Annotated in this window: 22 protein-coding genes and 1 other RNA gene; 14 read left to right on the forward strand and 9 right to left on the reverse strand. The window is 68.3% G+C overall.

Annotation, left to right across the window (positions count from 1 at the left end):
* Window positions 1–8 precede the first annotated feature (8 nt).
* Window positions 9–839: a nitroreductase family protein gene (locus tag ACO073_RS09970; protein ID WP_421997100.1), complete on the forward strand. Its 831-nt coding sequence runs from the start codon at window positions 9–11 to the stop codon at window positions 837–839.
* On the opposite strand, the gene ACO073_RS09975 is transcribed toward ACO073_RS09970, so the two are convergent.
* Window positions 826–1,047: a ribbon-helix-helix domain-containing protein gene (locus tag ACO073_RS09975; RefSeq protein ID WP_421997101.1), complete on the reverse strand. Its 222-nt coding sequence runs from the start codon at window positions 1,045–1,047 to the stop codon at window positions 826–828. The genes ACO073_RS09970 and ACO073_RS09975 overlap by 14 nt on opposite strands.
* 108 nt (window positions 1,048–1,155) lie before the next feature.
* Here ACO073_RS09975 and typA point away from each other — a divergent pair, with 108 nt between their 5' ends.
* Together typA and ACO073_RS09985 are read left to right on the forward strand one after the other, a co-directional pair.
* Window positions 1,156–2,988 carry a translational GTPase TypA gene (typA, locus tag ACO073_RS09980; RefSeq protein ID WP_421997102.1) on the forward strand — a complete coding sequence of 611 codons (1,833 nt, stop codon included), beginning with the start codon at window positions 1,156–1,158 and terminating at the stop codon, window positions 2,986–2,988.
* A gap of 10 nt (window positions 2,989–2,998) precedes the next feature.
* Window positions 2,999–3,370 carry a DUF6481 family protein gene (locus ACO073_RS09985; protein WP_421997103.1) on the forward strand — a complete coding sequence of 124 codons (372 nt, stop codon included), beginning with the start codon at window positions 2,999–3,001 and terminating at the stop codon, window positions 3,368–3,370.
* 11 nt (window positions 3,371–3,381) lie between these two features.
* Here ACO073_RS09985 and ACO073_RS09990 read toward each other — a convergent pair whose 3' ends face one another.
* Window positions 3,382–4,065: a VOC family protein gene (locus tag ACO073_RS09990; protein ID WP_421997104.1), complete on the reverse strand. Its 684-nt coding sequence runs from the start codon at window positions 4,063–4,065 to the stop codon at window positions 3,382–3,384.
* A gap of 168 nt (window positions 4,066–4,233) precedes the next feature.
* Here ACO073_RS09990 and ACO073_RS09995 point away from each other — a divergent pair, with 168 nt between their 5' ends.
* Window positions 4,234–4,656 (forward strand): hypothetical protein, encoded by a 423-nt coding sequence (locus ACO073_RS09995; protein ID WP_421997106.1) that lies wholly within the window; start codon window positions 4,234–4,236, stop codon window positions 4,654–4,656.
* A gap of 12 nt (window positions 4,657–4,668) precedes the next feature.
* On the opposite strand, the gene ACO073_RS10000 is transcribed toward ACO073_RS09995, so the two are convergent.
* The 3 genes from ACO073_RS10000 to ssrA all read right to left on the reverse strand — a co-directional run bounded on the left by ACO073_RS10000 (window position 4,669) and on the right by ssrA (window position 7,349).
* On the reverse strand, window positions 4,669–6,285 hold the full coding sequence (locus ACO073_RS10000; RefSeq protein ID WP_421997107.1) for a fumarate hydratase: 1,617 nt from the start codon (window positions 6,283–6,285) through the stop codon (window positions 4,669–4,671).
* A 110-nt stretch (window positions 6,286–6,395) separates the two neighbouring features.
* Window positions 6,396–6,941, reverse strand: coding sequence for an SspB family protein (locus ACO073_RS10005; RefSeq protein ID WP_421997108.1), 546 nt, complete (start codon window positions 6,939–6,941; stop codon window positions 6,396–6,398).
* Window positions 6,942–7,023: 82 nt separating this feature from the next.
* Window positions 7,024–7,349: a transfer-messenger RNA gene (ssrA, locus tag ACO073_RS10010) on the reverse strand.
* 84 nt (window positions 7,350–7,433) lie between these two features.
* Here ssrA and thyX point away from each other — a divergent pair.
* On the forward strand, window positions 7,434–8,372 hold the full coding sequence (thyX, locus tag ACO073_RS10015) for an FAD-dependent thymidylate synthase (protein ID WP_421997419.1): 939 nt from the start codon (window positions 7,434–7,436) through the stop codon (window positions 8,370–8,372).
* Window positions 8,365–8,919, forward strand: a complete 555-nt coding sequence (locus ACO073_RS10020; protein WP_421997110.1) for a GNAT family N-acetyltransferase — start codon at window positions 8,365–8,367, stop codon at window positions 8,917–8,919. Before thyX ends, ACO073_RS10020 begins: the two co-directional genes overlap by 8 nt.
* 114 nt (window positions 8,920–9,033) lie before the next feature.
* Here ACO073_RS10020 and apbC read toward each other — a convergent pair whose 3' ends face one another.
* Window positions 9,034–10,194: an iron-sulfur cluster carrier protein ApbC gene (gene apbC / locus ACO073_RS10025; protein WP_421997111.1), complete on the reverse strand. Its 1,161-nt coding sequence runs from the start codon at window positions 10,192–10,194 to the stop codon at window positions 9,034–9,036.
* Between the two features lie 139 nt (window positions 10,195–10,333).
* On the opposite strand from apbC, the gene hflK reads away from it, so the two are divergent.
* The 3 genes from hflK to ACO073_RS10040 all read left to right on the forward strand — a co-directional run bounded on the left by hflK (window position 10,334) and on the right by ACO073_RS10040 (window position 14,111).
* Window positions 10,334–11,548: an FtsH protease activity modulator HflK gene (gene hflK, locus ACO073_RS10030; protein WP_421997113.1), complete on the forward strand. Its 1,215-nt coding sequence runs from the start codon at window positions 10,334–10,336 to the stop codon at window positions 11,546–11,548.
* Window positions 11,545–12,426: a protease modulator HflC gene (gene hflC, locus ACO073_RS10035; RefSeq protein WP_421997114.1), complete on the forward strand. Its 882-nt coding sequence runs from the start codon at window positions 11,545–11,547 to the stop codon at window positions 12,424–12,426. The genes hflK and hflC overlap by 4 nt, the downstream gene beginning before the upstream one ends.
* A 284-nt stretch (window positions 12,427–12,710) precedes the next feature.
* Window positions 12,711–14,111 (forward strand): DegQ family serine endoprotease, encoded by a 1,401-nt coding sequence (locus ACO073_RS10040; protein WP_421997115.1) that lies wholly within the window; start codon window positions 12,711–12,713, stop codon window positions 14,109–14,111.
* Window positions 14,112–14,316: 205 nt separating this feature from the next.
* Here ACO073_RS10040 and ACO073_RS10045 read toward each other — a convergent pair whose 3' ends face one another.
* Complete coding sequence (locus ACO073_RS10045) at window positions 14,317–15,321, reverse strand: NADP-dependent oxidoreductase (protein ID WP_421997117.1); 1,005 nt, start codon at window positions 15,319–15,321, stop codon at window positions 14,317–14,319.
* Window positions 15,318–16,199 carry a phosphoserine phosphatase SerB gene (serB, locus tag ACO073_RS10050; protein ID WP_421997118.1) on the reverse strand — a complete coding sequence of 294 codons (882 nt, stop codon included), beginning with the start codon at window positions 16,197–16,199 and terminating at the stop codon, window positions 15,318–15,320. The genes ACO073_RS10045 and serB overlap by 4 nt, the downstream gene beginning before the upstream one ends.
* A gap of 50 nt (window positions 16,200–16,249) precedes the next feature.
* Here serB and miaA point away from each other — a divergent pair, with 50 nt between their 5' ends.
* The 4 genes from miaA to ACO073_RS10070 all read left to right on the forward strand — a co-directional run bounded on the left by miaA (window position 16,250) and on the right by ACO073_RS10070 (window position 20,281).
* Window positions 16,250–17,176, forward strand: coding sequence for a tRNA (adenosine(37)-N6)-dimethylallyltransferase MiaA (gene miaA, locus ACO073_RS10055; RefSeq protein WP_421997120.1), 927 nt, complete (start codon window positions 16,250–16,252; stop codon window positions 17,174–17,176).
* A gap of 111 nt (window positions 17,177–17,287) precedes the next feature.
* Window positions 17,288–19,057, forward strand: a complete 1,770-nt coding sequence (locus tag ACO073_RS10060; protein WP_421997121.1) for an acetolactate synthase 3 large subunit — start codon at window positions 17,288–17,290, stop codon at window positions 19,055–19,057.
* Window positions 19,054–19,566: an acetolactate synthase small subunit gene (gene ilvN / locus ACO073_RS10065; RefSeq protein WP_421997122.1), complete on the forward strand. Its 513-nt coding sequence runs from the start codon at window positions 19,054–19,056 to the stop codon at window positions 19,564–19,566. The genes ACO073_RS10060 and ilvN overlap by 4 nt, the downstream gene beginning before the upstream one ends.
* 88 nt (window positions 19,567–19,654) lie before the next feature.
* Complete coding sequence (locus tag ACO073_RS10070; protein WP_421997123.1) at window positions 19,655–20,281, forward strand: LysE family translocator; 627 nt, start codon at window positions 19,655–19,657, stop codon at window positions 20,279–20,281.
* A 126-nt stretch (window positions 20,282–20,407) separates the two neighbouring features.
* Here ACO073_RS10070 and ACO073_RS10075 read toward each other — a convergent pair whose 3' ends face one another.
* The gene (locus tag ACO073_RS10075; protein ID WP_421997124.1) at window positions 20,408–20,935 is read right to left on the reverse strand and encodes a hypothetical protein; all 528 of its coding nucleotides are present in this window, start codon (window positions 20,933–20,935) and stop codon (window positions 20,408–20,410) included.
* 144 nt (window positions 20,936–21,079) lie between these two features.
* On the opposite strand from ACO073_RS10075, the gene ilvC reads away from it, so the two are divergent.
* Window positions 21,080–22,099, forward strand: a complete 1,020-nt coding sequence (gene ilvC / locus ACO073_RS10080) for a ketol-acid reductoisomerase (RefSeq protein ID WP_421997126.1) — start codon at window positions 21,080–21,082, stop codon at window positions 22,097–22,099.
* Window positions 22,100–22,133 lie beyond the last annotated feature (34 nt).

Consider the following 22,133-nt stretch of genomic DNA (forward strand, 5'->3'; position numbering starts at 1 on the left):
ACCTTGCCTTGCTTGACCGTCTCCTGACCATCCTGAAGTCGCGCTTCGGCTCGGCACCCGCTCTCCAGGAGGCGCCGAAGGGCGTCGAGGTCCTGGCCGACATGGCCAACCGCCGCGTCATGCGCCGCTATCTCGACAAGCCGGTCGATCCGGCGCTGGTCGAGACGCTGTGCGCGGTGGCGCTGTCGGCGCCGTCCAAGTCGGACCTGCAGCAGGCCGACATCGTGATCGTCTCGGACAAGGGCCAGCGGGCGAAGCTCGAGGCCCTGCTGCCCGACAATCCCTGGGTTCAGGCGGCGCCCGTGTTCCTCGTCTTCTGCGCCAACAACCGCCGCCACCGCCTGATGTTCGAGTGGCGCCAGCGGCCGTTCGTGAACGACCATCTCGATCCCTTCTTCAACGCCTCGGTCGATGCCGGGATCGTGCTGGCGACCTTCATCGCCGCGGCCGACCGGGCGGGGCTGGGGACCTGCCCGATCAGCGCCATCCGCAACCACGCCGAGGCGGTCTCGGAGATCCTCGGCCTGCCCGGGCACGTTTTTCCCGTCGCCGCCCTGGGCGTCGGCTGGCCCTCGTTCGAGGGGGTGATGAGCCCGCGGCTCGGCCTCGACGTCACCATCCACCACGACCGCTACGACGAGGCGGGCTTGCGGGAGAAGATGGCGGCCTACGACCGCCGCCGCGAGGCGGTGCAGCCCTACAAGAGCCAGCGCTTCGTCGACCGGTTCGGGCAGAGCCCCGACTACGGCTGGTCCGAGGACAAGGCGCGGCAATATTCGGTGCCTGAGCGCGCCGAATTCGGAGCATTCGTGCGCCGCAAGGGCTTCAATCTCGAATGATCGTGCGTTCCCGCATATCGTCGAGCACGTGCAGCCGCAGCGCGCTCGACAGGTTGCGGCGCTCGCCGCGGCCGTGATCGATCTCGGCGACCAGCGCATTCAGGGAGACGCCCCGCCGGCCGGCGATCGCCGTCAGCTCGTCCCAGAAGGCGTCCTCCAGCGACACCGAGGTGCGATGGCCGCCGATTGTGACGGAACGTTTGCGCATGGCGGGACTGTGGCAGCGGGGGCCTGCGGCCTCAACCCGCCTTGCCGCCGTCACAGAGCGTGCGTATAAGCGCGCCGACTCATTTCCTCGGACATTCCTCACATTCCCATGGACATCCGCAACGTCGCGATCATCGCGCACGTCGACCACGGCAAGACCACGCTCGTCGATTGCCTGCTCCGCCAGAGCGGCACCTTCCGCGACAACCAGCAGGTCGCGGAGCGGGCGATGGACTCCAACGACCTCGAGCGCGAGCGCGGCATCACCATCCTGGCCAAGGCGACGTCGGTCGTCTGGCAGGGTACGCGCGTCAACATCGTGGACACGCCCGGCCACGCCGACTTCGGCGGCGAGGTCGAGCGCATCCTGTCGATGGTCGACGGGGTGGTCCTGCTGGTCGACGCCGCCGAGGGGCCGCTGCCGCAGACCAAGTTCGTCCTGGGCAAGGCGCTGCGCCTTGGCCTGCGGCCGATCGTGCTGATCAACAAGGTCGACCGTCCCGACGCGCGGGCCCATCAGGTCCACGACGAGGTGTTCGACCTGTTCGCCGCCCTCGAGGCGTCGGACGAGCAGCTCGACTTCCCGACGCTCTTCGCCTCGGCCAAGCAAGGCTGGGCCGCGACCTCGCTCGACGAGGAGCACAAGGACATGTCGCCCCTGTTCGACCTCATGCTGCGCCACGTGCCGCCGCCCAAGGTCGACAGCGATCCGGCCTTCCGCATGCTGGTGACGACCCTGGAATCGGATCCGTTCCTGGGACGCATCCTGACCGGCCGCATCCAGTCGGGGTCGATCAAGCCGAACACGACGCTGAAGGCGCTAGGCGCGGCCGGCGACGAGATCGAGCAGACCCGCGTCACCAAGCTGCTGGCCTTCCGCGGCCTCGAGCGCCAGCCGATCGACTTCGCCGAGGCCGGCGACATCGTGGCGATCGCTGGCTTCAAGAACGCGACCGTCGCCGACACGCTGGGCGACCTCACGGTCGAGGCGGCGCTGCCGGCCCAGCCCGTCGATCCGCCGACGCTCGCCATGACCTTCGCGGTGAACGATTCGCCGCTGGCCGGTCGCGAGGGCGACAAGGTCACGACGCGCATGATCCGCGCCCGCCTGATGCGCGAGGCCGAGGGCAACGTCGCCATCCGCGTGCGCGATACCGACAATACCGACGCCTACGAGGTCGCCGGCCGAGGCGAGCTCCAGCTCGGCGTGCTGATCGAGACGATGCGCCGCGAGGGCTTCGAGCTCGCAGTCGGCCGGCCGCGCGTGCTGTTCCAGAACGACCCGGCGACGGGCCAGCGGCTGGAGCCCATCGAGGAGGTCGTGATCGACGTCGACGACGCCCATACCGGCGTGGTGGTCGAGCAGATCTCGACCCGCAAGGGCGAGCTGCAGGACATGCGCCCGTCCGGCGCCGGCAAGACTCGCCTGGTGTTCCACGCGCCGTCGCGCGGGTTGATCGGCTATCACGGTGAGTTCCTGACGGACACGCGCGGCACCGGCGTCATGAACCGGCTGTTCCATTCCTACGGGCCCTATCGCGGCCCGATCCCCGGACGCCGCAACGGCGCCCTCATCGCCAATGCGGAGGGCACGGCCGTGGCCTACGCCCTGTGGAACCTCGAGGAGCGCGGGCCGATGTTCATCGATCCCGGCACCGCGGTGTACCAGGGCATGCTGATCGGCGAGCACAGCCGCGGCAACGATCTCGACGTCAACGTGCTGAAGGGCAAGCAGCTCACCAACATCCGCGCCGCCGGCAAGGACGAGGCGGTGAGGCTGACGCCGCCCCGGCGGATGTCGCTCGAGCAGGCGATCGCCTATATCGACGACGACGAGCTCGTCGAGGTGACGCCGAAGTCGATCCGCTTGCGCAAGCGTTTCCTCGAACCGGAGGATCGCAAGCGGGCCAGGAAACAGGCGGCGGCAGCCGCTGCTGAATAGGGAAGACACTTTGAAGACACAGGATACGCTGGAAGATCGCCTCGACTCCGCTGCCAAGGCCAAGCAGGCCCTGCTCGAGCGGGTGAAGGCCAAGGACCCGAGCAAGGATCCGGAATTCGCCGCCCGCCAGGAGGCGCGCATCGCGGCGGCCCGGGCGCGCGAGGAGCGCGATGCCGAGCGTCGCCGCGCCCGCCGTGCCGCCCAGGAGCAGGAGGCGGCCGATCGCAAGGCCCGCAAGGAGGCCCAGATCGCGGCCGAAGCCGAGCGGATCCGTCGCGAGGAGCAAGAGCGCATTGACGCCCAGAAGCGCGCGCAGGACGACGTCCTCGCCGCCCAGAAGGCCGCGCTGATGGCCCGCTTCGGCACCCGCAAGAAGCGCTAGGACTTCGTCCGCTACAGCGTGCCGCCCGTGAGGGAGGCGCGCTGGCTGATCTCGATGTGGTTGCCGTCGGGATCGCAGACGAAGGCATAGCGCACGGTGTCGCCCAGCACGCGCGGCTCGCCGCCCGAGGCGCCGCCGCGCGCCACTATGCCGGCATGCTCGGCCAGGCAGTCCCACACCTGCACCGTCAGGTAGCGATAGCCGGGGCCGCGCCACTGGCTGGCGCGGGCGCGCTCGACCCGGCCACGCTCCGCCACCACCACCAGGGAATCGCCGCAGCGGTAGCGGCCCTCGCCGGCGCGCTCGAACTGCATGGCCTCGGTCCAGAACCGGTCGTGCTCGGCCGGATCGTTGACGCGCAGCAGGATCGCGATGCCCTCGACGCCCTCCGCGCCCCGCGGGACCAGGGTCACCGCATTGCCGTCGGGATCGTGCAGCGGCCGGGCCGCCGCCAGGCCCTCGCGGGCGATCTGCAGGCCGACGATGCCCGAGGGCGGCAGGTCGGGCAGGGGGGCGCGCGAATGGTTCATCTTCAGGATCGAGCCGTTCATGTGGTGGCGATGCTGCTGCATGCCGCCGCCCAGCTTGCCCATATGGTCGTAGGGAAGACCGACCGTCTCCTGCCAGAACGCCAGCTGCTCGTCGCGCCGGGTCGAGAACAGGCCGATGTCGAGATGGTGCTTCGCGAGGTTCATGGCGGCAGAGCTTACCGGAAACCCGCCCGGCGCGTGACGCCCGCCCGCCTCGCCGCGAAACAACTCATACAAAGCCGCCCGGACTCCGGCCCGATGGGGTTGCTAGAAGCGGACCGGGGAATGGGAGCGGCCGCTGGGGAGCGGCAGCCGTCATCGGGAAGGGGCGCGATGCTTCGGGCCATCATCGGCACGGTTGCCGTGCTTGCCGGGTTCAGTGTCGTCCAGCACGCGGTCGAGGCCGGCGGCGACGCGGACTTCTGCGGCCTGTCTGCATCCTTGGCGCTGCTACCGGGGGAGGGGGTGGTCGTACGCGACCGGCCGGCACCCGAGGCCGCGGCGCTCGGATCGATCGCGGCCGGGCCAGCCGAGGCGGCACGCCCGGTGGTGACGGTCACCGGCCGCCATGGCGGCTGGGCGAGGCTCGACCTCGGAACTGCGTCCGGCTTCACCGCCGCGCCGGGATCGCGACCCGATTCCGGATGGATCCCGGCCGAGCGCCTGAGGCCCGGAGGGCGGACCGCCGAACCGCTCGTGCTGCGCGCCTTTCCCGGGCGCTGCCGCACCCTCGCCTGGCCGGGCGGCGTGACCTGAGGAACCTACGGCTCAGATCTTCAGTTCGCTGAAGAAGTCGTTGCCCTTGTCGTCGGTGACGATGAAGGCCGGGAAGTTCTCGACCTGGATGCGCCAGATCGCCTCCATCCCGAGCTCGGGATATTCGAGAACCTCGACCTTGCGGATGCAGTTCTTGGCCAGGATGGCGGCCGGACCGCCGATCGAGCCCAGGTAGAAGCCCTTGTGCTTCTTGCACGCGTCGACGACCTGCTTGCTGCGGTTGCCCTTGGCCAGCATGACCATCGAGCCGCCGTTGGCCTGGAACAGGTCGACGTAGGAATCCATGCGGCCGGCGGTGGTCGGGCCGAACGAGCCCGACGGCATGCCCTCCGGCGTCTTCGCGGGGCCGGCATAGTAGACGGGGAACTGCTTGAAGTAGTCGGGCAGGCCCTCGCCGCGGTCGAGCCGCTCTTTGAGCTTCGCGTGCGCCGAATCGCGCGCCACGATCAGCGTGCCGGTCAGGTTCACGCGCGTCTTCACCGGGTACTTCGTCAGCACCGACAGCGTGTGCGCCATGCCCTTGTTCAGGTCGACCGAGACGACCTCGCCCGAGAGCTGCTGCGGTTCGACCTCCGGCAGGAAGTGCGCCGGGTTGGTCTCGAGCTGCTCGAGGAAGATGCCGTCCCTGGTGATCTTGCCGACGGCCTGGCGGTCGGCCGAGCAGGAGACGCCCATGCCGATCGGCACCGAGGCGCCGTGGCGCGGCAGGCGGATGACCCGCACGTCGTGGCAGAAGTACTTGCCGCCGAACTGGGCGCCGATGCCCATCTGGCGGGTCAGCTCCAGCACCTTCTTCTCCATCTCGCGGTCGCGGACGGCCACGCCCCTGTTGTTGCCCTCGCCCGGCAGGTCGTCGAGGTAGCGCGTCGAGGCGAGCTTCACCGTCTTGAGGTTCATCTCGGCGGAGGTGCCGCCGACCACGATGGCGAGGTGGTAGGGCGGGCAGGCCGCGGTGCCCAGCGTGCGGATCTGGGTATCGAGGAACTTGAGCAGGGCGGCCTCGTTCAGCACCGCCGGAGTCTGCTGGTAGAGATAGCTCTTGTTGGCCGAGCCGCCGCCCTTGGCGACGAACAGGAATTTGTAGGCATCGCCGTCGGTGGCGTAGATGTCGATCTGCGCCGGCAGGTTGGTGCCGGTCTGCACTTCCTTGAACATCGAGAGCGGCGAGACCTGGCTGTAGCGCAGGTTGGTCTCGGTATAGGTCTTGAAGACGCCGCGCGAGATCGCCTCCTCGTCGCCGCCGCCGGTCCACACCGACTGGCCCTTCTTGCCCATGACGATCGCCGTGCCGGTGTCCTGGCACATCGGCAGCACGCCACCGGCCGCGATGTTGGCGTTCTTCAGCAGCTCGAGCGCCACGTACTTGTCGTTGGCCGAAGCCTCGCCGTCGTCGAGGATCGAGCGCAGCTGGGCGAGGTGGCCGGGGCGCAGCAGGTGCGAGATGTCGTGGAAGGCGGCCGCCGTCAGGAGCGTGAGCGCCTCGGGCTCCACGGTCAGCACGTCGCGGCCGTTGAACTTCGCCGTGCCGACATGGTCGGAGGAGAGCTTGCGGTAAGGGGTCGTATCCTCACCGTGCGGAAACATCTCCTGGAACTGGAAATCGGGCATGGCTGTCTCCTGGCGCGCCGCGCGTTCGCGGGCTTTCCCTGCCGCAACGGCAGCGGGACGTCCAGAGCATATTGGTTGGGCCCCGCTCCGCCGGCGGGGGCGTCGCCGGGCTACTTCTTGCGGAAGCTGTCGAGCTTGACGACCTTCGAGGCGGCGTCTTCCGGCTTGGCCTCCGGTTCGGGTCCGGCTTCGCCTTCCGGCTGCTCCTCGGAAGCGACGGGCGCCGCGAGCGGCGGGCGCTTGTCGGCCGGCGGCAGGGCGGCCGGCGGGGCCGCGGCCGTCTCGCCGTTGCCCGCGGCCTTGTCCTTGCGATCGAATTGCAGTCCGAAGCGGACCGACGGGTCGACGAAGGCCGACAGGGCGGCGAACGGTACCCGGATCCGCTCCTGCTGCTTGTTGAAGCTGACCGTGACCTCGAAGTAGTTCGCGCCGAGGATCAGGTCCCAGTACTGATGCTGGAGGACGATCGTCATCTCCTCCGGGTACTTGGCGCGCAGATAGTCGGGCAGCACGACGCCGGGATCGTTGCTGCGGAACGAGATGTAGAAATGGTGCGAGCCCGGCAGGCCTTTCTCGGCCACCTGCGTCAGCACGCGGCGAACGACGCTGCGCAGCGCGTCGTCGACCAGAGCGTCGTAGTGGAAGCGGTCGTTCATGGCCGGTTGGACAATTGAAGATTCATCGTCGGCCCGCGTACCACCAGAGTCAATCGCAGGGAACCCCGAATATTCAGGATGAAGTGGGAGGGCTTCTGTTGCCCGGTGCCCCCCCGAACCGCGCTTACGTCCGCTGTTTAGGCGGCAGCAGCGAGTGTAACGGTGTTATCGTTAGCACTTGTGAATGGCCCGTCACGGCGGAACCATACCGGGCAAAAACCGCGCCTTTACCACGCTCGTCGATCCTGGTTCGCCCCCACAGTCTCCGCCCCGTTCGGGTTGGAGGAATTGGTGGAGGCGCCGGGTACTGCCCCCGGGTCCGAAACGCTTATTTCACGCGGCGTTTATCGCCATAGTCGGTTTCCCGACACCCCTAATATAGGTTCTCCCGACGGCTTTTAGAAGGCGGTGCTTGCTACAGTGTCCGCCGCGATTTCCCCATGGAAGGGGGCCGCCGCCGCCCATAGAGTCCGCGGCCAACGAAGGACAACGATAATGCCCCTCTCCAGCGACCAGCAGGCCGAGATCGACCAGGCGCGTGGCGCGGCGCAGCCGTCCCGGCGGCCGAGCGTCCCCGCGCTGGAGGAGATCCTTTTCCAGGCGCTCCCCGTCCTCGACCACGGGTTCGTCCGGGTCGTCGACTACATGGGCGACGACGCCGCCGTGGTGCAGGCTGCCCGGGTGAGCTACGGCCGCGGCACCAAAAAGGTCAGCGAGGATCGCGGGCTGATCAACTACCTCATGCGGCACCGCCACACGACGCCGTTCGAGATGTGCGAGATCAAGTACCACGTGAAGCTGCCGATCTTCGTGGCACGCCAGTGGATCCGCCACCGCACCGCCAACGTGAACGAGTACTCGGCGCGCTACTCGATCCTCGACAACGAATACTACCTGCCGCAGCCCGAGCATCTGGCGGCCCAGAGCAAGGCCAACCGGCAGGGCCGCGACCAGGTCCTGACCGGCCGCGAGGCCGAGCGCGTCTTCGACCTCCTGAAGAAGGACGCCGAACTGGTCTACGAGCACTACATGGAGATGCTGAACGAGGGCGAGAGCGGCGAGCCGCTCGATCCCGAGCGCTCCGGCCTGGCCCGCGAACTGGCGCGCATGAACCTGTCGCTGGCCTTCTATACGCAGTGGTACTGGAAGACGAACCTGCACAACCTCATGCATTTCCTGTCGCTGCGCGCCGACGCGCACGCGCAGTACGAGATCCGCGTCTATGCCGAGGTCATGCTGGATACGCTCAGGCGCTGGTGCCCGATCAGCCACGATGCCTTCATCGAGTACCGGCTGGGCGGCGCCCATCTCTCCAGGACCGGCCTCGCCGCCATCCGGCGCATGATCGCCGGCGAGACGGTCGACCAGAAGTCGAGCGGGCTAAATCCGCGCGAATGGCGGGAACTCGCCGCGGTGCTCGGCCTTGGCTAGGGACACGCCCGGCCGGCTGCGGCTGCTGCGCGAGCGGCCGCGCGACAGCGCCGCGGTCGAGGAGATGAACGAGGCCGCCTTCGGGCCCGACCGTCATCACAAGACGGTCTTCCGCCTGCGTGAGGGCGTGAAGCCGATGCGCGAGCTCTGCTTCGTCGCCCTCGACCAGAAGGATCGGATGGTGGCGTCGATCCGCAACTGGCCGATCCTGGTCAACGAGCGATGGCCGGCGATCCTGCTCGGACCCCTGGCGATCGCGCCGGAGCTGCGCGGCCTGGGCTACGGCAAGGCGCTGATGTGGCACTCGATGGCCCAGTCGCGCATGCTCGGCCACAGCCGCATCATCCTGGTCGGCGATCCCGAGTACTACAACCAGTTCGGCTTCCGGCGCGACCTCGCGCTCAACATGCAGCTCCCCGGCTGGGTCGAGGACCGGCGCTTCCTCGCGCTCGAGCTGGTCGCCGGCTCGATGATCGGCGTCCACGGCATGATCGGCAAATGGGAGCCGCGCAAGGCGGCGGCGGCGAAGCGCAAGAGGCGGGGCTAGTCTCGCCGGAGCGCGGGCCGCCTCATGTCATCCTGAGCGTAGCGAAGGATCTCATGCCCGTTGAAGCGGCGATGAGGTCCTTCGCTACGCTCAGGACGACAGATGTGGGCAAGATCAGCGCACCACGATGCGCGGCGCGGCGCGCGGGCCGCGCTGGCTGGCCGAAAGCTGCTTCCAGACGCGACCGGCGATGTTCCTGTAGATCTGGGCGTGCGGCCCGTCGGGCTGCGCCACCACGATCGGATGGCCCGAGTCCGACGTCGTGCGGATGTCGAGATGCAGCGGCACCTCGCCCAGGAACGGCACGCCGAGCTTCTCCGCCTCCTCGCGGGCCCCGCCGTGGCCGAAGATCTCCGAGCGCTCGCCGCAGTGCGGGCACACGAAGAAGCTCATGTTCTCGACGATGCCCAGCACCGGGACCGCGACCTTGCGGAACATGTTGAGGCCCTTGCGGGCGTCGACCAAGGCGATGTCCTGCGGCGTCGAGACGATGACCGCGCCGCTCAGCGCCACCCGCTGGGCCAGCGTCAGCTGCGCGTCGCCGGTGCCGGGCGGCATGTCGACCACCAGCACGTCGAGCTCGCCCCACTGCACGTCGCGCAGCATCTGCTCGAGCGCGCTCGACACCATGGGGCCGCGCCAGATCATCGGCGTGTCCTCGTTGACGATATAGCCGATCGACATGGTCCTGAGGCCGTAGCGCTCGATCGGCTTCAGGGCCTTGCCGTCGAGCGACTCGGGCTTCTCCTTGACGTCGAGCATGCGCGGCATCGAGGGACCGTAGATGTCGGCGTCGAGCAGTCCGGTGGCGACGCCGTTGGCCGCCAGGCCGAGCGCGAGATTGACCGCCGTCGTGGACTTGCCGACGCCGCCCTTGCCCGAGGCCACGGCGATGATGTGCTTGACGCCCGGCACCTCGATCCGTCCGCCGCCGCCGGTGGTCTTGCCCGCGGCGGCGCCCTGACCGGGCGCGGGGCCGTGGCCATGGCCGTGATCGTGCGGCCGGGGCGCCGCGGCGGGCGCGGGCCTCTCCGATGTCATCACCGCCGTCGCCGACAGGACGCCGGGCATCGCCCGGACTGCCTGTTCGCAGGCCTGGCGCAGCGGCTCGAGCGAGGGGCCGCGCGCCGGATCGACGTCCAGCGTGACGGCGACGTGACCGCCGCGCACCGCGATGCCGCCGACCATGCCCAGGGCGACGACGTTCTTCGCCGTCACCGGGTCGATCACGGTTTCGAGAACGCTGCGAACGCCCGCTTCCGATATTTGCGCCATGTTTGCTTGCTTCCGCTGCCCGGCAATAATGTGTCGCGGCTTGATTGCAGGTGTTCCTGCGGTCACATATATGCAGCGCGACGCGAAAGCAAAAGTGAGTTTGCGCCCGGACGGAACGCCGACGGTGCTGAGGTGAAGGATGGCCTGGAATAACAACAGCGGCGGCCCTTGGGGCGGCGGTGGTGGCAGCGGCGGCGGCGGTGGCCCGTGGGGCGGCGGTGGCCGGGGCGGCGGCGGCGGCGGTGGCGGCGGGCCCTTCGGCTCGCGGCGGCCGCCCGACATGGAAGATGTCATCCGCAAGGGTCAGGAGCGGCTGCGCAACCTCATGCCCGGCGGCTTCGGGTCCTTCAAGGGCATCATCCTCGTTGCCCTGATCGCCGTCGTGGTCTGGCTCGCCTTCGGCTTCTTCCGCGTCCAGCCCAACCAGCAGGCGATCCAGCTGGTGTTCGGCAAGCCTTACGGCAAGCCGGTCGAGCCCGGCCTGCACTACAATCTGCCCAGCCCGATCGGCAACGTCGTGGTCGTGAACGTCCAGGATCAGCGCCGCATCGTGATCGGCTCGCGCGGCAGCGCGCAGGACCGGTCGACGACCTACAATCGCGGCCCGCGGCCGACCTCGAGCGAGAACCTCATGCTGACGGGCGACGAGAACATCGTCGACATCGAGTTCGCGGTCCTGTGGCAGATCAAGGACGTCTTCAAGTACGCCTTCGACGTGCGCAATCCCGAGGAGAATGTCCGCGCCGGCGCCGAGGCCATCATGCGCGAGGTGATCGGCCGGACGAACCTCCAGTATGCGCAGACCGAAGGCCGCAGCCGCATCGAGCAGGAGGCCAAGGACCTCCTGCAGCGCATGCTCGACGAGTACGGGCTGGGCGTGCGCATCTCCAACGTCCAGCTCCTGCGCGTCGACCCGCCGCAGGAGGTCATCGCCGCCTTCCGCGACGTGCAGGCCGCACGCGCCGACAAGGAGAAGAGCATCAACGAGGCCAACACCTACCGCAACCAGGTGCTGCCGCGCGCCAAGGGCGAGGCGGAGTCGATCATCCAGCGCGCCGAGGCCTACAAGGCCGAGATCATCGCGCGGGCGAGCGGCGATGCCCAGCGCTTCGACCAGGTCTATGCCCAGTGGGCCAAGGCCAAGGACATCACCACGGAGCGTCTCTATCTCGACACGATCGAGGAGGTGCTGCGCAACGTGAACAAGGTCCTGGTCGACAAGAATGCCTCGCCGACCGGCGGCGTGCTGCCTTACCTGCCGCTGCCCGAACTCAAGCCCGGGCAGTCGGGCAATCCGCAACCGTCACAGCCGCCCGCGCGCGTCGGGCCGCAGGCGCAGGGAGCGACGCGATGAGCAACCGTTCGATCATCGCGCTGGTCGCGCTGGCCGTCGTCGTCTTCCTGGCGACCCAGACCTTCTACACCGTCAATCCGACGATCCAGGTGCTGGTCCGGCAGTTCGGCGCCATCGTCGGCGATCCCAAGACCCAACCGGGCCTCTACGCCAAGATCCCGCTGGTGCAGGACATCCAGCGCATCGACCGGCGCCTGCTCGACTATGAGGCCGAGGAGTTCGAGATCATCGCGGGCGACCAGAAGCGCCTCGTGGTCGACGCCTACGCCCGCTACCGGATCAACAACGCCAAGACCTTCGCCCAGACGGTCCCGGGCGGTGAACCGGCCCTGCGCGGCCTGCTCGATTCGCTGATCAACTCCGAGATCCGCGGCGTGCTGAGCTCGGTGCCCCTCCATATGGTGCTGACCGACCGTCGCGAGGCCCTGATGGAGGAGATCACGCGCCGGGTGGACGGCAAGACCAAGGACCTTGGCGTCCAGACGGTCGACGTGCGCATCAAGCGTGCAGATTTGCCGCAGGCCAACTCCCAGTCGGTCTACAATCGCATGAAGACCGACCGCGAGCGCGAGGCCGGCCAGCTGCGCGCCGAGGGCGACGAGGAGAAGGCGCGCATCACCGCGACGGCCGATCGCGAGGTCGCCGTGATCAAGGCGGATGCCGGGCTGAAGGCCCAGGTCCTGAAGGGCGAGGCGGACGCCGAGGCGACGACGGTCTATGCCAAGGCATTCAGCAAGGACAAGGATTTCTATGCCTTCTATCGGCGGATGGAGGCCTACAAGCAGGCCTTCGGCGCCGGCGGGGCGACGATGATCCTGACGCCCGACACGGACTTCTTCCGCTTCTTCAACGCGCCGCCGCCGGAGATCGCCAAGTAGCCCGGGCGGCGGCCGGCGGCGCTGTGGCAGAGCTGCAACGCCGCCGGTCGAATTTCGGCAAACGCGGGAAAAGGCCTCAACTGTCGGCAAAGTGATGGCCACTTCATTTGCGCCACAATCGGCCACCATGTAGACAGGACTCGAACGCGCGGCGCCGGCCGACCCGACCGTACAGGCCTGAGCGCCGTTGGAGGTCGGCTTTGATTCTCACTGATTTTCCGAGTGTCGTTAAAGGGGCCGCCGTCGCGGCCATTGTCTCTCTCGGGCTGGCCCTCGCGCCGGCGGTGAGCGCCCGCGAGGCGCCGGCCAGCTTCGCCGGGCTGGTCGACGAGCTCATGCCCACCGTGGTCAACATCACGACCACCCAGAACGTACCCCAGCAGGGGCCGCGGCTGCGCGACATGCCGCAGCTGCCGCCGGGCTCGCCGTTCGAGGAACTGTTCAAGGAGTTCTTCGACAAGCGGGGCGGCGAGGAGCAGAAGCGCCGCGGGACGTCCCTGGGGTCGGGATTCGTGATCGACGGCGACGGCTACATCGTCACCAACAACCACGTGATCCAGGGCGCGGAAGACATCACCGTCATCTTCCGCGACGACACCCAGCTCAAGGCCAAGCTGATCGGATCGGACAGCCGGATCGACGTGGCGCTGCTCAAGGTCGAGCCGCCGCTCAAGAAGCCGATGCCGGCCATCAAGTGGGGCAATTCGGACAAGATGCGGGTCGGCGACTGGGTGATCGCGATCGGCAATCCCTTCGGCCTCGGCCATTCGGTGACCGCCGGCATCATCTCGGCCCGCGGCCGCTCGCTGAACGACGCGCTGGACGACTATCTGCAGACCGATGCCGCCATCAACAAGGGCAATTCCGGCGGCCCGCTGTTCAATGCCGACGGCGAGGTCATCGGCGTCAACACGGCGATCTATTCGCCCTCCGGGACGAATGCCGGCCTCGCCTTCTCGATCCCGTCCAACCTCGTCCGGCAGGTCGTCGACCAGCTCCGCGAGTATGGCCGGGTGAAGCGCGGCTGGATCGGCGTCAGCTACCAGAGCGTCACCGACGACATCGCCGACAGCTTCGGTCTCGACCGGGCGCGCGGCGTGCTGGTCGCCAATGTCGTGGCCGACGGGCCCTCGGCCAAGGCCGGCCTGAAGCGGAACGACATCATCCTGAGCTTCGCCGGCCAGGACGTGCTCGACATGCGCCGCTTCCCGCGGCTGGTCGCCAATTCCCGTGTCGGCACCACGGTGGACGTCACCGTCTGGCGTGGCGGCAAGGAAGTGCCGCTGAAGCTCAGGGTCGGCGAGCAGGAAGAGGCGGAGAAGCAGAACGCCTCGGCCCAGGGCAGCAGCAAGCGGGCGCCCGAGTCGGACCAGCCGGTGGTCTCGACCGTCGAGCAGCTCGGCCTGACCCTTCAGAAGGTCACCGACCAGCTGCGCGAGAAGTACGGCCTGTCCGATCAGGTGAAGGGCGTTGTCGTGACCAAGGTCGCGGCCAACAGCCCGGCGGCGGAGAAGCAGCTCCAGCCGGGCGACGTCATCCTCGAGGTCGACCAGAAGCCGGTCAGCACCCCGCAGGAGGTCGGCGACATCGTGACCAAGCTGCAGCAGGCCAAGAAGCGCTCGGTGCTGCTGTTCGTCGAGCGCCAGGGCGATCCGCGCTTCGCGGCGCTCAGGCTGACGAAGTAGCGGCCGGGACCTGCCTCCTCCCCGTCGGGGAGAGGAACAGCACAATCCTCACCTTCGGCATCGAGCGTTCGGCCGATGCTCTACAGCGGGACGAGATGAGGTGGAATCGCTTGCGATTCCACCTCATCTCATCCGCGCGCACGAATGTCGCCGGTTGCGGGAGGGCATGATGAGATTGGCTGTTTCCAGCCAATCTCATCATGCTTCAGGCCACCTTCACCACCAGCTTGCCGAAGTTCTCGCCGCGCAGCAGGCCCATGAACGCCGAAGGCGCCTTGCCGAGCCCGTCGACCACCGTCTCGCGGGCCTTGAGCTGCCCCGACTTCACCAGGGCGCCGACCTCGTTCACGAAGTCGCCCATAAGGGCCACGTGGTCGGAGACGATGAAGCCCTGGATCGTCAGCCGGCGCTGCACGATGGTGAACATCTTGGTCGGGCCGGCCATCGGCGTCTGGTCCTGGTACTCCGAGATCGCGCCGCAGAAGGCGATGCGTCCGAAATTGTTCATCCGCTCGAACACGGCGTGGAAGATCCGGCCGCCGACATTCTCGAAATCGGCGTCGATGCCCTGCGGGCAGAGCGTGTCGAGGACCGCGCCGGCGTCGCGCTCGGCCTTGTGGTCGAAGCAGGCATCGTAGCCGGCCTCGCGGACCGCCCAGGCGCACTTCTCCTCGCCACCGGCGCAGCCGACCGTGCGGGCGCCCGCGAGCTTGGCCAGCTGGCCCGCCACCTGGCCGACCGCACCGGTGGCGGCCGACACGAACACGGTCTCGCCGGCATTGGGCTTGCAGATGTGCTTCATGCCGTACCAGGCCGTGAAGGACGGCATGCCGAGCACGCCGAGATGGGCCGACAGCGGCGCCACCGACGGGTCGATCCTGCGCAGGCCGCGTCCGTCGTGGAGCGTGTGGGTCGCCCAGTTCAGCATCCCCATCACGACGTCGCCCTTGGCGAACTTCGGGTTCCGCGATTCGACGACCTCGCCGACCGAGCCGCCGGTCAGCGGCTTGTCGAGCTCGAACGGCGGCGTATACGAGCGCAGCTCCGTCATGCGCGGCCGCATGTAGGGATCGAGCGAGAGATAGCGCGAGCGGATCAGGATCTGGCCCTCGGCGGGCGCCCCGAGATCGACCGTCTCCTCGCGGAAGCAGTCGGCGGTGACGTCGCCGGCCGGGCGCCGGGCGAGCACGATCTGGACGGTATCGGTCACGGGTCACTCCTCTGGACGAATTCGGCCTGGCGGTAGCCCTGGAGATAGAGCAGGGCGGTGAGGTCGCCATGGTCGATCCGGGCGCTCACCTGGGCGGCGACGGCGGGCTTGGCGCGGAACGCCACGCCAAGCCCGGCGGCGTGCAGCATGGGCAGGTCGTTGGCGCCGTCGCCCACGGTCGCGGCGTCGTGCGCGGCGAGGCCGCTGTCGGCGGCGAGCCGCTCGAGCGCGGCGAGCTTGGCTTCCTTGCCGAGGATCGGCGGTGCCACGGTGCCCAGCAGCGTGGCGCCGTCGTCCTGCAGCGTATTCGCCGCCTGAGAATCGAAGCCGAGCGCCACCTGCACGAGGGCAGTGAAGCGGGTGAAGCCGCCCGACACCAGGGCGCAGTGCGCGCCGTGGGACTTCATGGTGGCGACCAGCGTGGCGCCGCCCGGCGTGTAGCGGATGCGCCGGGCCGCTTCGTCCAGCCGCTGCAGCGGCAGGCCTTTCAGAAGCGCGACGCGCTCGGTGAGCGCGCCGGCGAAGTCGATCTCGCCGTTCATGGCGCGGGCCGTGATGGCGGCGATCCGCTCGCGCAGGCCGAGGAACTCCGCCAGCTCGTCGAGCATCTCGTTGGCGATCATGGTGGACTCCATGTCGGCCACGAGCAGCTTCTTGCGACGGCCCTCGGCCGGCACCACGACGGCGTCGATGCCGGTCATGGCGACCGATCCGGCATCGCCGTCGAAGGGAATGTCGCAGGCGATCTCCGGCGCCAGCCAGTCGGGCGTGCCGACCGTGGCGCCCTTGGCGCGCAGGACGTCGACGGCGGCCCGGATCGCGCCGTCGTTCAGCGCCGGATGGGCGGCGCCCGAAATGAGGACGAGGACGTTTTTCACGCCTCCGGCTCTAGCGGCGGCATGCCGGATTTGCAAACAATTCGCCCGCCATGGCACAGCAGCAGGTCATCGTCATCACCGGTCCGACGGCCAGCGGCAAGTCGTCCCTCGCCCTGTCGCTCGCGGCGCGGCGCGGCGGCACGGTGATCAACGCCGACGCCATGCAGACCTACGACGCGTTCCCGCTGCTGACCGCTCAGCCGACCGCCGCCGAGCGCGAGCGCGCGCCGCATCTTCTCTACGGCGTGCTGCCGCTCAGCGAGGCGCTGAGCGCCGCGCGCTGGCGGTCGATGGCCGAGGCCGCGATCGCACGCTGCCTTGAGGAGGGGCGGCTTCCCATCCTGTGCGGCGGTTCGGGCCTCTACCTGCGGACGCTGATGCAGGGCATCGCGGCCATCCCGGACGTTGCGTCGGCGCTGCGCGACGAGGCGAACGCCGACTGGCGGACGCTCGGTCCCGATGCCTTCCGCGCCCGGCTCGCCCGGCACGACCCGGCCCTGGTCGCGCGCCTGAAGCCGGGCGACCGCCAGCGCCATGTGCGCGGCTGGGAAGTCTGGCGGGCCACCGGACGGGCGCTCAGCGACTGGCAGGCCGCGCCCGGGCATCCGCCACCCTGGTCGTTCGCGGTGGCGCTTCTGGCGCCCGACCGCGCCTGGCTGCGGGCGCGCATCGAGACCCGCTTCGACGCCATGCTGGCGGCCGGCGTCCTGGACGAGGTGCGGACGGTGTTCGATCGCGGCCCCGACCCGCGCTGGCCGGGCCTCAAGGCCCACGGCGCGCCCGAGCTCTTCGCCCATTTCCGCGGGACGCTGTCCCTCGACGCCGCTCGATCCATCGCCATCGACCACACGCGCCAGTATGCCAAACGCCAGATGACGTGGTTCCGGCACCAACTGACCCCAGATGTGGTGATCGATCCGACCTCAGACTTGGCCTCGGAGGCGATTGAGAAATATTTGACCAAAACGGAGGGCTGAAACTTTACTTTTCGTTCGATTCGGGTTGATTCGGGCCAATCCGGCCATTACTTTCCGCCGCGCCGCAAACCCCCTGTTTGCGGCACATTTGTCAGAGAGGAGACCCGTGTCATGAAGCCCGAGGAGTCCGCCACGACTGGCGCCGATCTGCTGGTGAAAGCCCTGATCGACGAGGAAGTCGAGGTCGTCTTCGGCTATCCCGGCGGCGCGGTCCTTCCGATCTACGATTCCCTCTTCAAGCAGAACCGGCTGCGCCACGTCCTGGTGCGCCACGAGCAGGCGGCCGTGCACGCCGCCGAGGGCTATGCCCGCTCGACCGGCAAGGTGGGCGTGGTTCTGGTGACCTCCGGCCCCGGCGCGACCAACGCGGTGACCGGCCTCACCGACGCGCTGATGGATTCGATCCCGATCGTCTGCCTGACCGGGCAGGTGCCGACCCACCTGATCGGCAACGACGCCTTCCAGGAAGCCGACACGACCGGCATCACGCGCCCCTGCACCAAGCACAACTACCTGGTGAAGAGCGTCGACAGGCTGGCGCGTACCGTCCACGAGGCGTTCTACGTGGCGCGCTCGGGCCGCCCCGGGCCGGTCGTCATCGACCTGCCCAAGGACGTGCTGATGAACAAGCACGAGTACGAGGCGCCCAAGAAGCCGGTGCAGCACAAGAGCTACCGGCCGCAGGTCAAGCCCGACCCCAAGAAGGTCGAGGAGGCGATCGAGCTGATCGCCGGCGCCAAGCGACCGATCTTCTATGCCGGCGGCGGCATCGTGAACGCGGGGCCGAAGGCGTCGAAGCTGCTGACCCAGTTCGTCCACATGACCGGCTATCCCATCACCAACACGTTGATGGGGCTCGGCACCTTCCCGGCATCGGACAAGCAGTTCCTCGGCATGCTGGGCATGCACGGCACCTACGAAGCCAACCTGGCGATGTATCACTGCGACGTGATGATCAACATCGGCGCGCGCTTCGACGACCGCATCACCGGCAAGCTGGCCGAGTTCTCGCCCAAGTCGAAGAAGATCCACGTCGACATCGACCCCAGCTCGATCAACAAGAACGTGCGCGTCGACCTGCCGATCGTCGGCGATGCGGGCCACGTGCTGGAAGAGATGATCCGCGTGTGGAAGGCCCGGCAGCCGCGGGTCGACCACAAGGCGCTGCAGGCCTGGTGGGCGGAGATCGACAAGTGGCGAGGGCGAAATTGCCTCGCCTACAAGCCCGACAAGGAGACGATCAAGCCGCAGTTCGCGCTGGAGCGGCTCTACCATCACATCAAGGACCGCGACCACTACATCACGACTGAGGTCGGCCAGCACCAGATGTGGGCGGCGCAGTTCCTGAAGTTCGAGCAGCCCAACCGGTGGATGACGTCGGGCGGGCTCGGCACGATGGGCTACGGCTTCCCGGCGGCGATGGGCGTGCAGATCGCCCATCCCGAGGCGCTCGTGATCGACGTGGCCGGCGAGGCCTCGATCATGATGAACATCCAGGAGCTCTCGACGGTGGCCCAGTACCGGCTGCCGGTGAAGATCTTCATCCTGAACAACCAGTACATGGGCATGGTGCGGCAGTGGCAGGAGCTGCTGCACGGCGGCCGCTATTCCGAGAGCTACATGGAGGCGTTGCCCGACTTCGTGAAGCTCGCCGAGGCCTTCGGCGCCGTCGGCCTGCGCTGCCACGAGCCCGACAAGCTCGACGACACGATCCGTCAGATGATCACGATCAACCAGCCGGTCATCGCCGACATCCTGGTCGACAAGGCCGAGAACTGCTTCCCGATGATCCCGTCGGGCGCCGCCCACTACGACATGCTGCTGGGACCCGAGGACCGCGCTGCCCGGCCGGTGTCGGAGGAAGGCATGGTGCTGGTGTGAGCGCGACCGATACGACGTCGAGCCACACCATTTCCGTGCTGGTCGACAACGAGCCGGGCATCCTCGCGCGCGTCGTGGGACTGTTCTCGGGTCGCGGCTACAACATCGAGAGCCTGACCGTCGCGCAGACCGATCCGCGGCAGAACCTGTCGCGCATCACCATCGTGACCAACGGCACGCCGATGATCATCGAGCAGATCAAGGCGCAGCTCGACCGCCTGGTGCCCGTCCACACGGTGCGCGACCTCACCGTCGAGGGGCCGCACATCGAGCGCGAGCTGGCGCTGGTGAAGGTGAAGGGCATCGGCGAGAAGCGCGTCGAGGCCCTGCGCCTCGCCGACGTCTTCCGCGCCAAGGTGATCGACGCCAAGACCGAGTCCTTCGTGTTCGAGGTCACCGGCAATTCCGACAAGGTCGACACGTTCGTCGGCCTGATGGAGGGGCTGGGCCTGGTCGATGTCGGCCGGACCGGCATCGTCGCCATGTCGCGCGGCGGCGAGGCGTTGTGACGTCTTCGGGGGCGCGCCACGCCAGTGGCGCGTCTTGTGCCTCGATCAACGAAGATCGCGCCGCTGGCGTGGCGCGCCCCCAGCATTGATGGATTACGCCTTCGTCCTGCTCGGCCTCGCCATCGTCCACCTGCTGGCGGTGGCGAGCCCGGGTCCGTCGACCCTGCTGGTCGTCCAGACCGCGGCCGTCGCCGGCCGGCGTGGCGGCCTGCTGGCCGCCTTCGCCATGATGGTGGGGGCGCTCGCCTGGGCGGCGGCGGCGCTGTACGGGCTGCAGGCCCTGTTCGAGCGGTTCGAATGGCTGTACGTCGCCTTCCGCATCGGCGGCGGCCTCTATCTCCTGTATCTCGCGGTGATGCTGTGGCGCCACGCGCGCGATCCGCTGCCGGCCGTCGCGGCCGGCCAGCCGCATCGCCTGTCGGGCTGGCAGGGCTTCCTGCGGGCGCTGCTGCTGCAGCTCGGCAACCCCAAGATCATGGTGTTCTTCGGCAGCATCTTCCTGTCGCTGCTGCCCCAGGACCCGCCGGGCTGGATGGACGCCGCCGTGCTGGCGATCGTGGGCGTCAACGAGTTCGCCTGGTTCGCCCTCCTGGCGCTGGTCTTCTCCGGCGGCCGCGCCCGGGCGCTCTACGGCAGCGCCAAGGCCTGGATCGACCGGGTCATGGGCGGTCTGCTGGGCGTGCTTGGCCTGCGCCTGATCCTGGCCAGCCGATAGCAACAGGCGCCCTAGAGCCCGATGCGTTCAGGTGGACCCACCTGAACGCATCAGGCCCGTCGAAACAACCATTACCCGTGCGCGCGAATGATATGAGGTGCATTTCGCACCTCATATCATTCCGCTCTAGTTCGCGACCCTCGCCTCCACCTCGGCCAGGTTGGCCGGCGTCTTGTCGAGCACGAACAGGGCCTGGGTGCGGCCGTTGATGCGCAGCGGGTCGCCGGCCTCGCGCTCGGTCATCTCGTAGAACATCGTGCCGCCCTCGCGGCAGCTCCATTGCGGGCTCAGCCCCGGCACGGTGGAGCCGGGATGGCGCAGGCAGATCTGGGTGATCGGCTGGCCGCTGGCCCCGGTCCCGGTGGTGACCTGCCACTGGCCGGCGAAGATGCGGCGCTGGCCCACGACCCAGGCGAAGTCGCGGCCGTCGGCCGTCGAATAGTGGATCTGGGCCGGCCCGGTCGCGGGGCTCCAGAGCCAGGTCTTGTTGCTCATCCCGCGCTGGGCGGCGGCGGGCGTCGAGGCGTCGATGGCCGACTGGATCTGCGGCATCGGCACCGCCGGGCCGGTCGGCGCGGCGGGATCGGGATTGGAGCAGCCGGCCAGGGCGGCGAGCGCGAGCAGAGCGACGGGAAGGGAACGTATGGTGGACATCCGGTCAGGCGGGTTGGGGTTGGACGGTCGGGGGCGATGCAGGACGGACATGCGTCGAATGGGCATTCCAGGCTGGTTTTTGCGGTCCGGGTTGTCTAGTAAGCCCCGTCTTCAAGAGAAGTGCAGCCAGGAGGAATGGCCCCAATGCGTGTCTACTACGATCGCGACGCCGATGTGAACCTGATCAAGGGCAAGAAGGTCCTGGTCGTGGGTTACGGCAGCCAGGGCCACGCGCATGCGATGAACCTCCGCGATTCGGGCGTCAAGGACGTGCGCATCGCGCTCAAGCCGTCCTCCGCGACCGTGAAGAAGGCCGAGGGCGCGGGCTTCACGGTGATGAGCCCGGCCGATGGCGCCAAGTGGGCGGACATCGTCATGGTGCTGACGCCCGACGAGCTGCAGTCCGACATCTACAATGCCGACCTCGCGCCCAACATGCGGGCGGGCTCGGCGCTCGCCTTCGCGCACGGGCTCAACGTGCACTTCAACCTGATCACGCCGCGTTCCGACATCGACGTTTTCATGATCGCGCCCAAGGGCCCCGGCCACACGGTGCGCTCGGAGTACCTGCGGGGCGGCGGCGTGCCCTGCCTGGTGGCGGTGGCGCAGAACGCCTCGGGCAACGCGCTCGAGATCGGCCTCAGCTACTCGTCGGCGATCGGCGGCGGCCGCGCCGGCACCATCGAGACGACCTTCAAGGAAGAGTGCGAGACCGACCTGTTCGGCGAGCAGGTCGTGCTGTGCGGCGGCCTGGTCGAGCTGATCAAGGCGGGCTACGAGACCCTGGTCGAGGCGGGCTACGCGCCGGAGATGGCCTACTTCGAGTGCCTGCACGAGGTGAAGCTGATCGTCGACCTCATCTTCGAGGGCGGCATCGCCAACATGAACTACTCCATCTCCAACACCGCCGAGTACGGCGAGTACGTGACGGGCCCGCGCATCATCACCGACGAGACCAAGGCCGAGATGAAGCGCGTGCTGGCCGACATCCAGTCGGGCCGCTTCGCGCGCGACTGGATGCTGGAGAACAAGGTCAACCAGGCTTCGTTCAAGGCCACGCGCAAGCGCATGTCGGAGCACCCGATCGAGGAGATCGGCGTCAAGCTGCGTGCCATGATGCCGTGGATCAAGGAAAAGGCCCTGGTCGACAAGACGAAGAACTGACGGCGCGGTTTTCGCCGTCATCCTGAGCGGCAGC

The organism is Reyranella sp., assembly GCF_965229815.1.
GTDB lineage: Bacteria > Pseudomonadota > Alphaproteobacteria > Reyranellales > Reyranellaceae > Reyranella.

Coding starts and splice junctions, on each gene's coding strand:
- ACO073_RS10070 (WP_421997123.1), top strand. CDS start 19,655: ATGGATTACGCCTTCGTCCTGCTCGGCCTCGCCATCGTCCACCTGCTG.
- typA (WP_421997102.1), top strand. CDS start 1,156: ATGGACATCCGCAACGTCGCGATCATCGCGCACGTCGACCACGGCAAG.
- ACO073_RS10075 (WP_421997124.1), bottom strand. CDS start 20,935: ATGTCCACCATACGTTCCCTTCCCGTCGCTCTGCTCGCGCTCGCCGCC.
- ACO073_RS09975 (WP_421997101.1), bottom strand. CDS start 1,047: ATGCGCAAACGTTCCGTCACAATCGGCGGCCATCGCACCTCGGTGTCG.
- hflC (WP_421997114.1), top strand. CDS start 11,545: ATGAGCAACCGTTCGATCATCGCGCTGGTCGCGCTGGCCGTCGTCGTC.
- hflK (WP_421997113.1), top strand. CDS start 10,334: ATGGCCTGGAATAACAACAGCGGCGGCCCTTGGGGCGGCGGTGGTGGC.
- ACO073_RS09990 (WP_421997104.1), bottom strand. CDS start 4,065: ATGAACCTCGCGAAGCACCATCTCGACATCGGCCTGTTCTCGACCCGG.
- ACO073_RS10005 (WP_421997108.1), bottom strand. CDS start 6,941: ATGAACGACCGCTTCCACTACGACGCTCTGGTCGACGACGCGCTGCGC.
- ilvC (WP_421997126.1), top strand. CDS start 21,080: ATGCGTGTCTACTACGATCGCGACGCCGATGTGAACCTGATCAAGGGC.
- miaA (WP_421997120.1), top strand. CDS start 16,250: ATGGCACAGCAGCAGGTCATCGTCATCACCGGTCCGACGGCCAGCGGC.
- apbC (WP_421997111.1), bottom strand. CDS start 10,194: ATGGCGCAAATATCGGAAGCGGGCGTTCGCAGCGTTCTCGAAACCGTG.
- ACO073_RS09995 (WP_421997106.1), top strand. CDS start 4,234: ATGCTTCGGGCCATCATCGGCACGGTTGCCGTGCTTGCCGGGTTCAGT.
- ACO073_RS10060 (WP_421997121.1), top strand. CDS start 17,288: ATGAAGCCCGAGGAGTCCGCCACGACTGGCGCCGATCTGCTGGTGAAA.
- ACO073_RS10000 (WP_421997107.1), bottom strand. CDS start 6,285: ATGCCCGATTTCCAGTTCCAGGAGATGTTTCCGCACGGTGAGGATACG.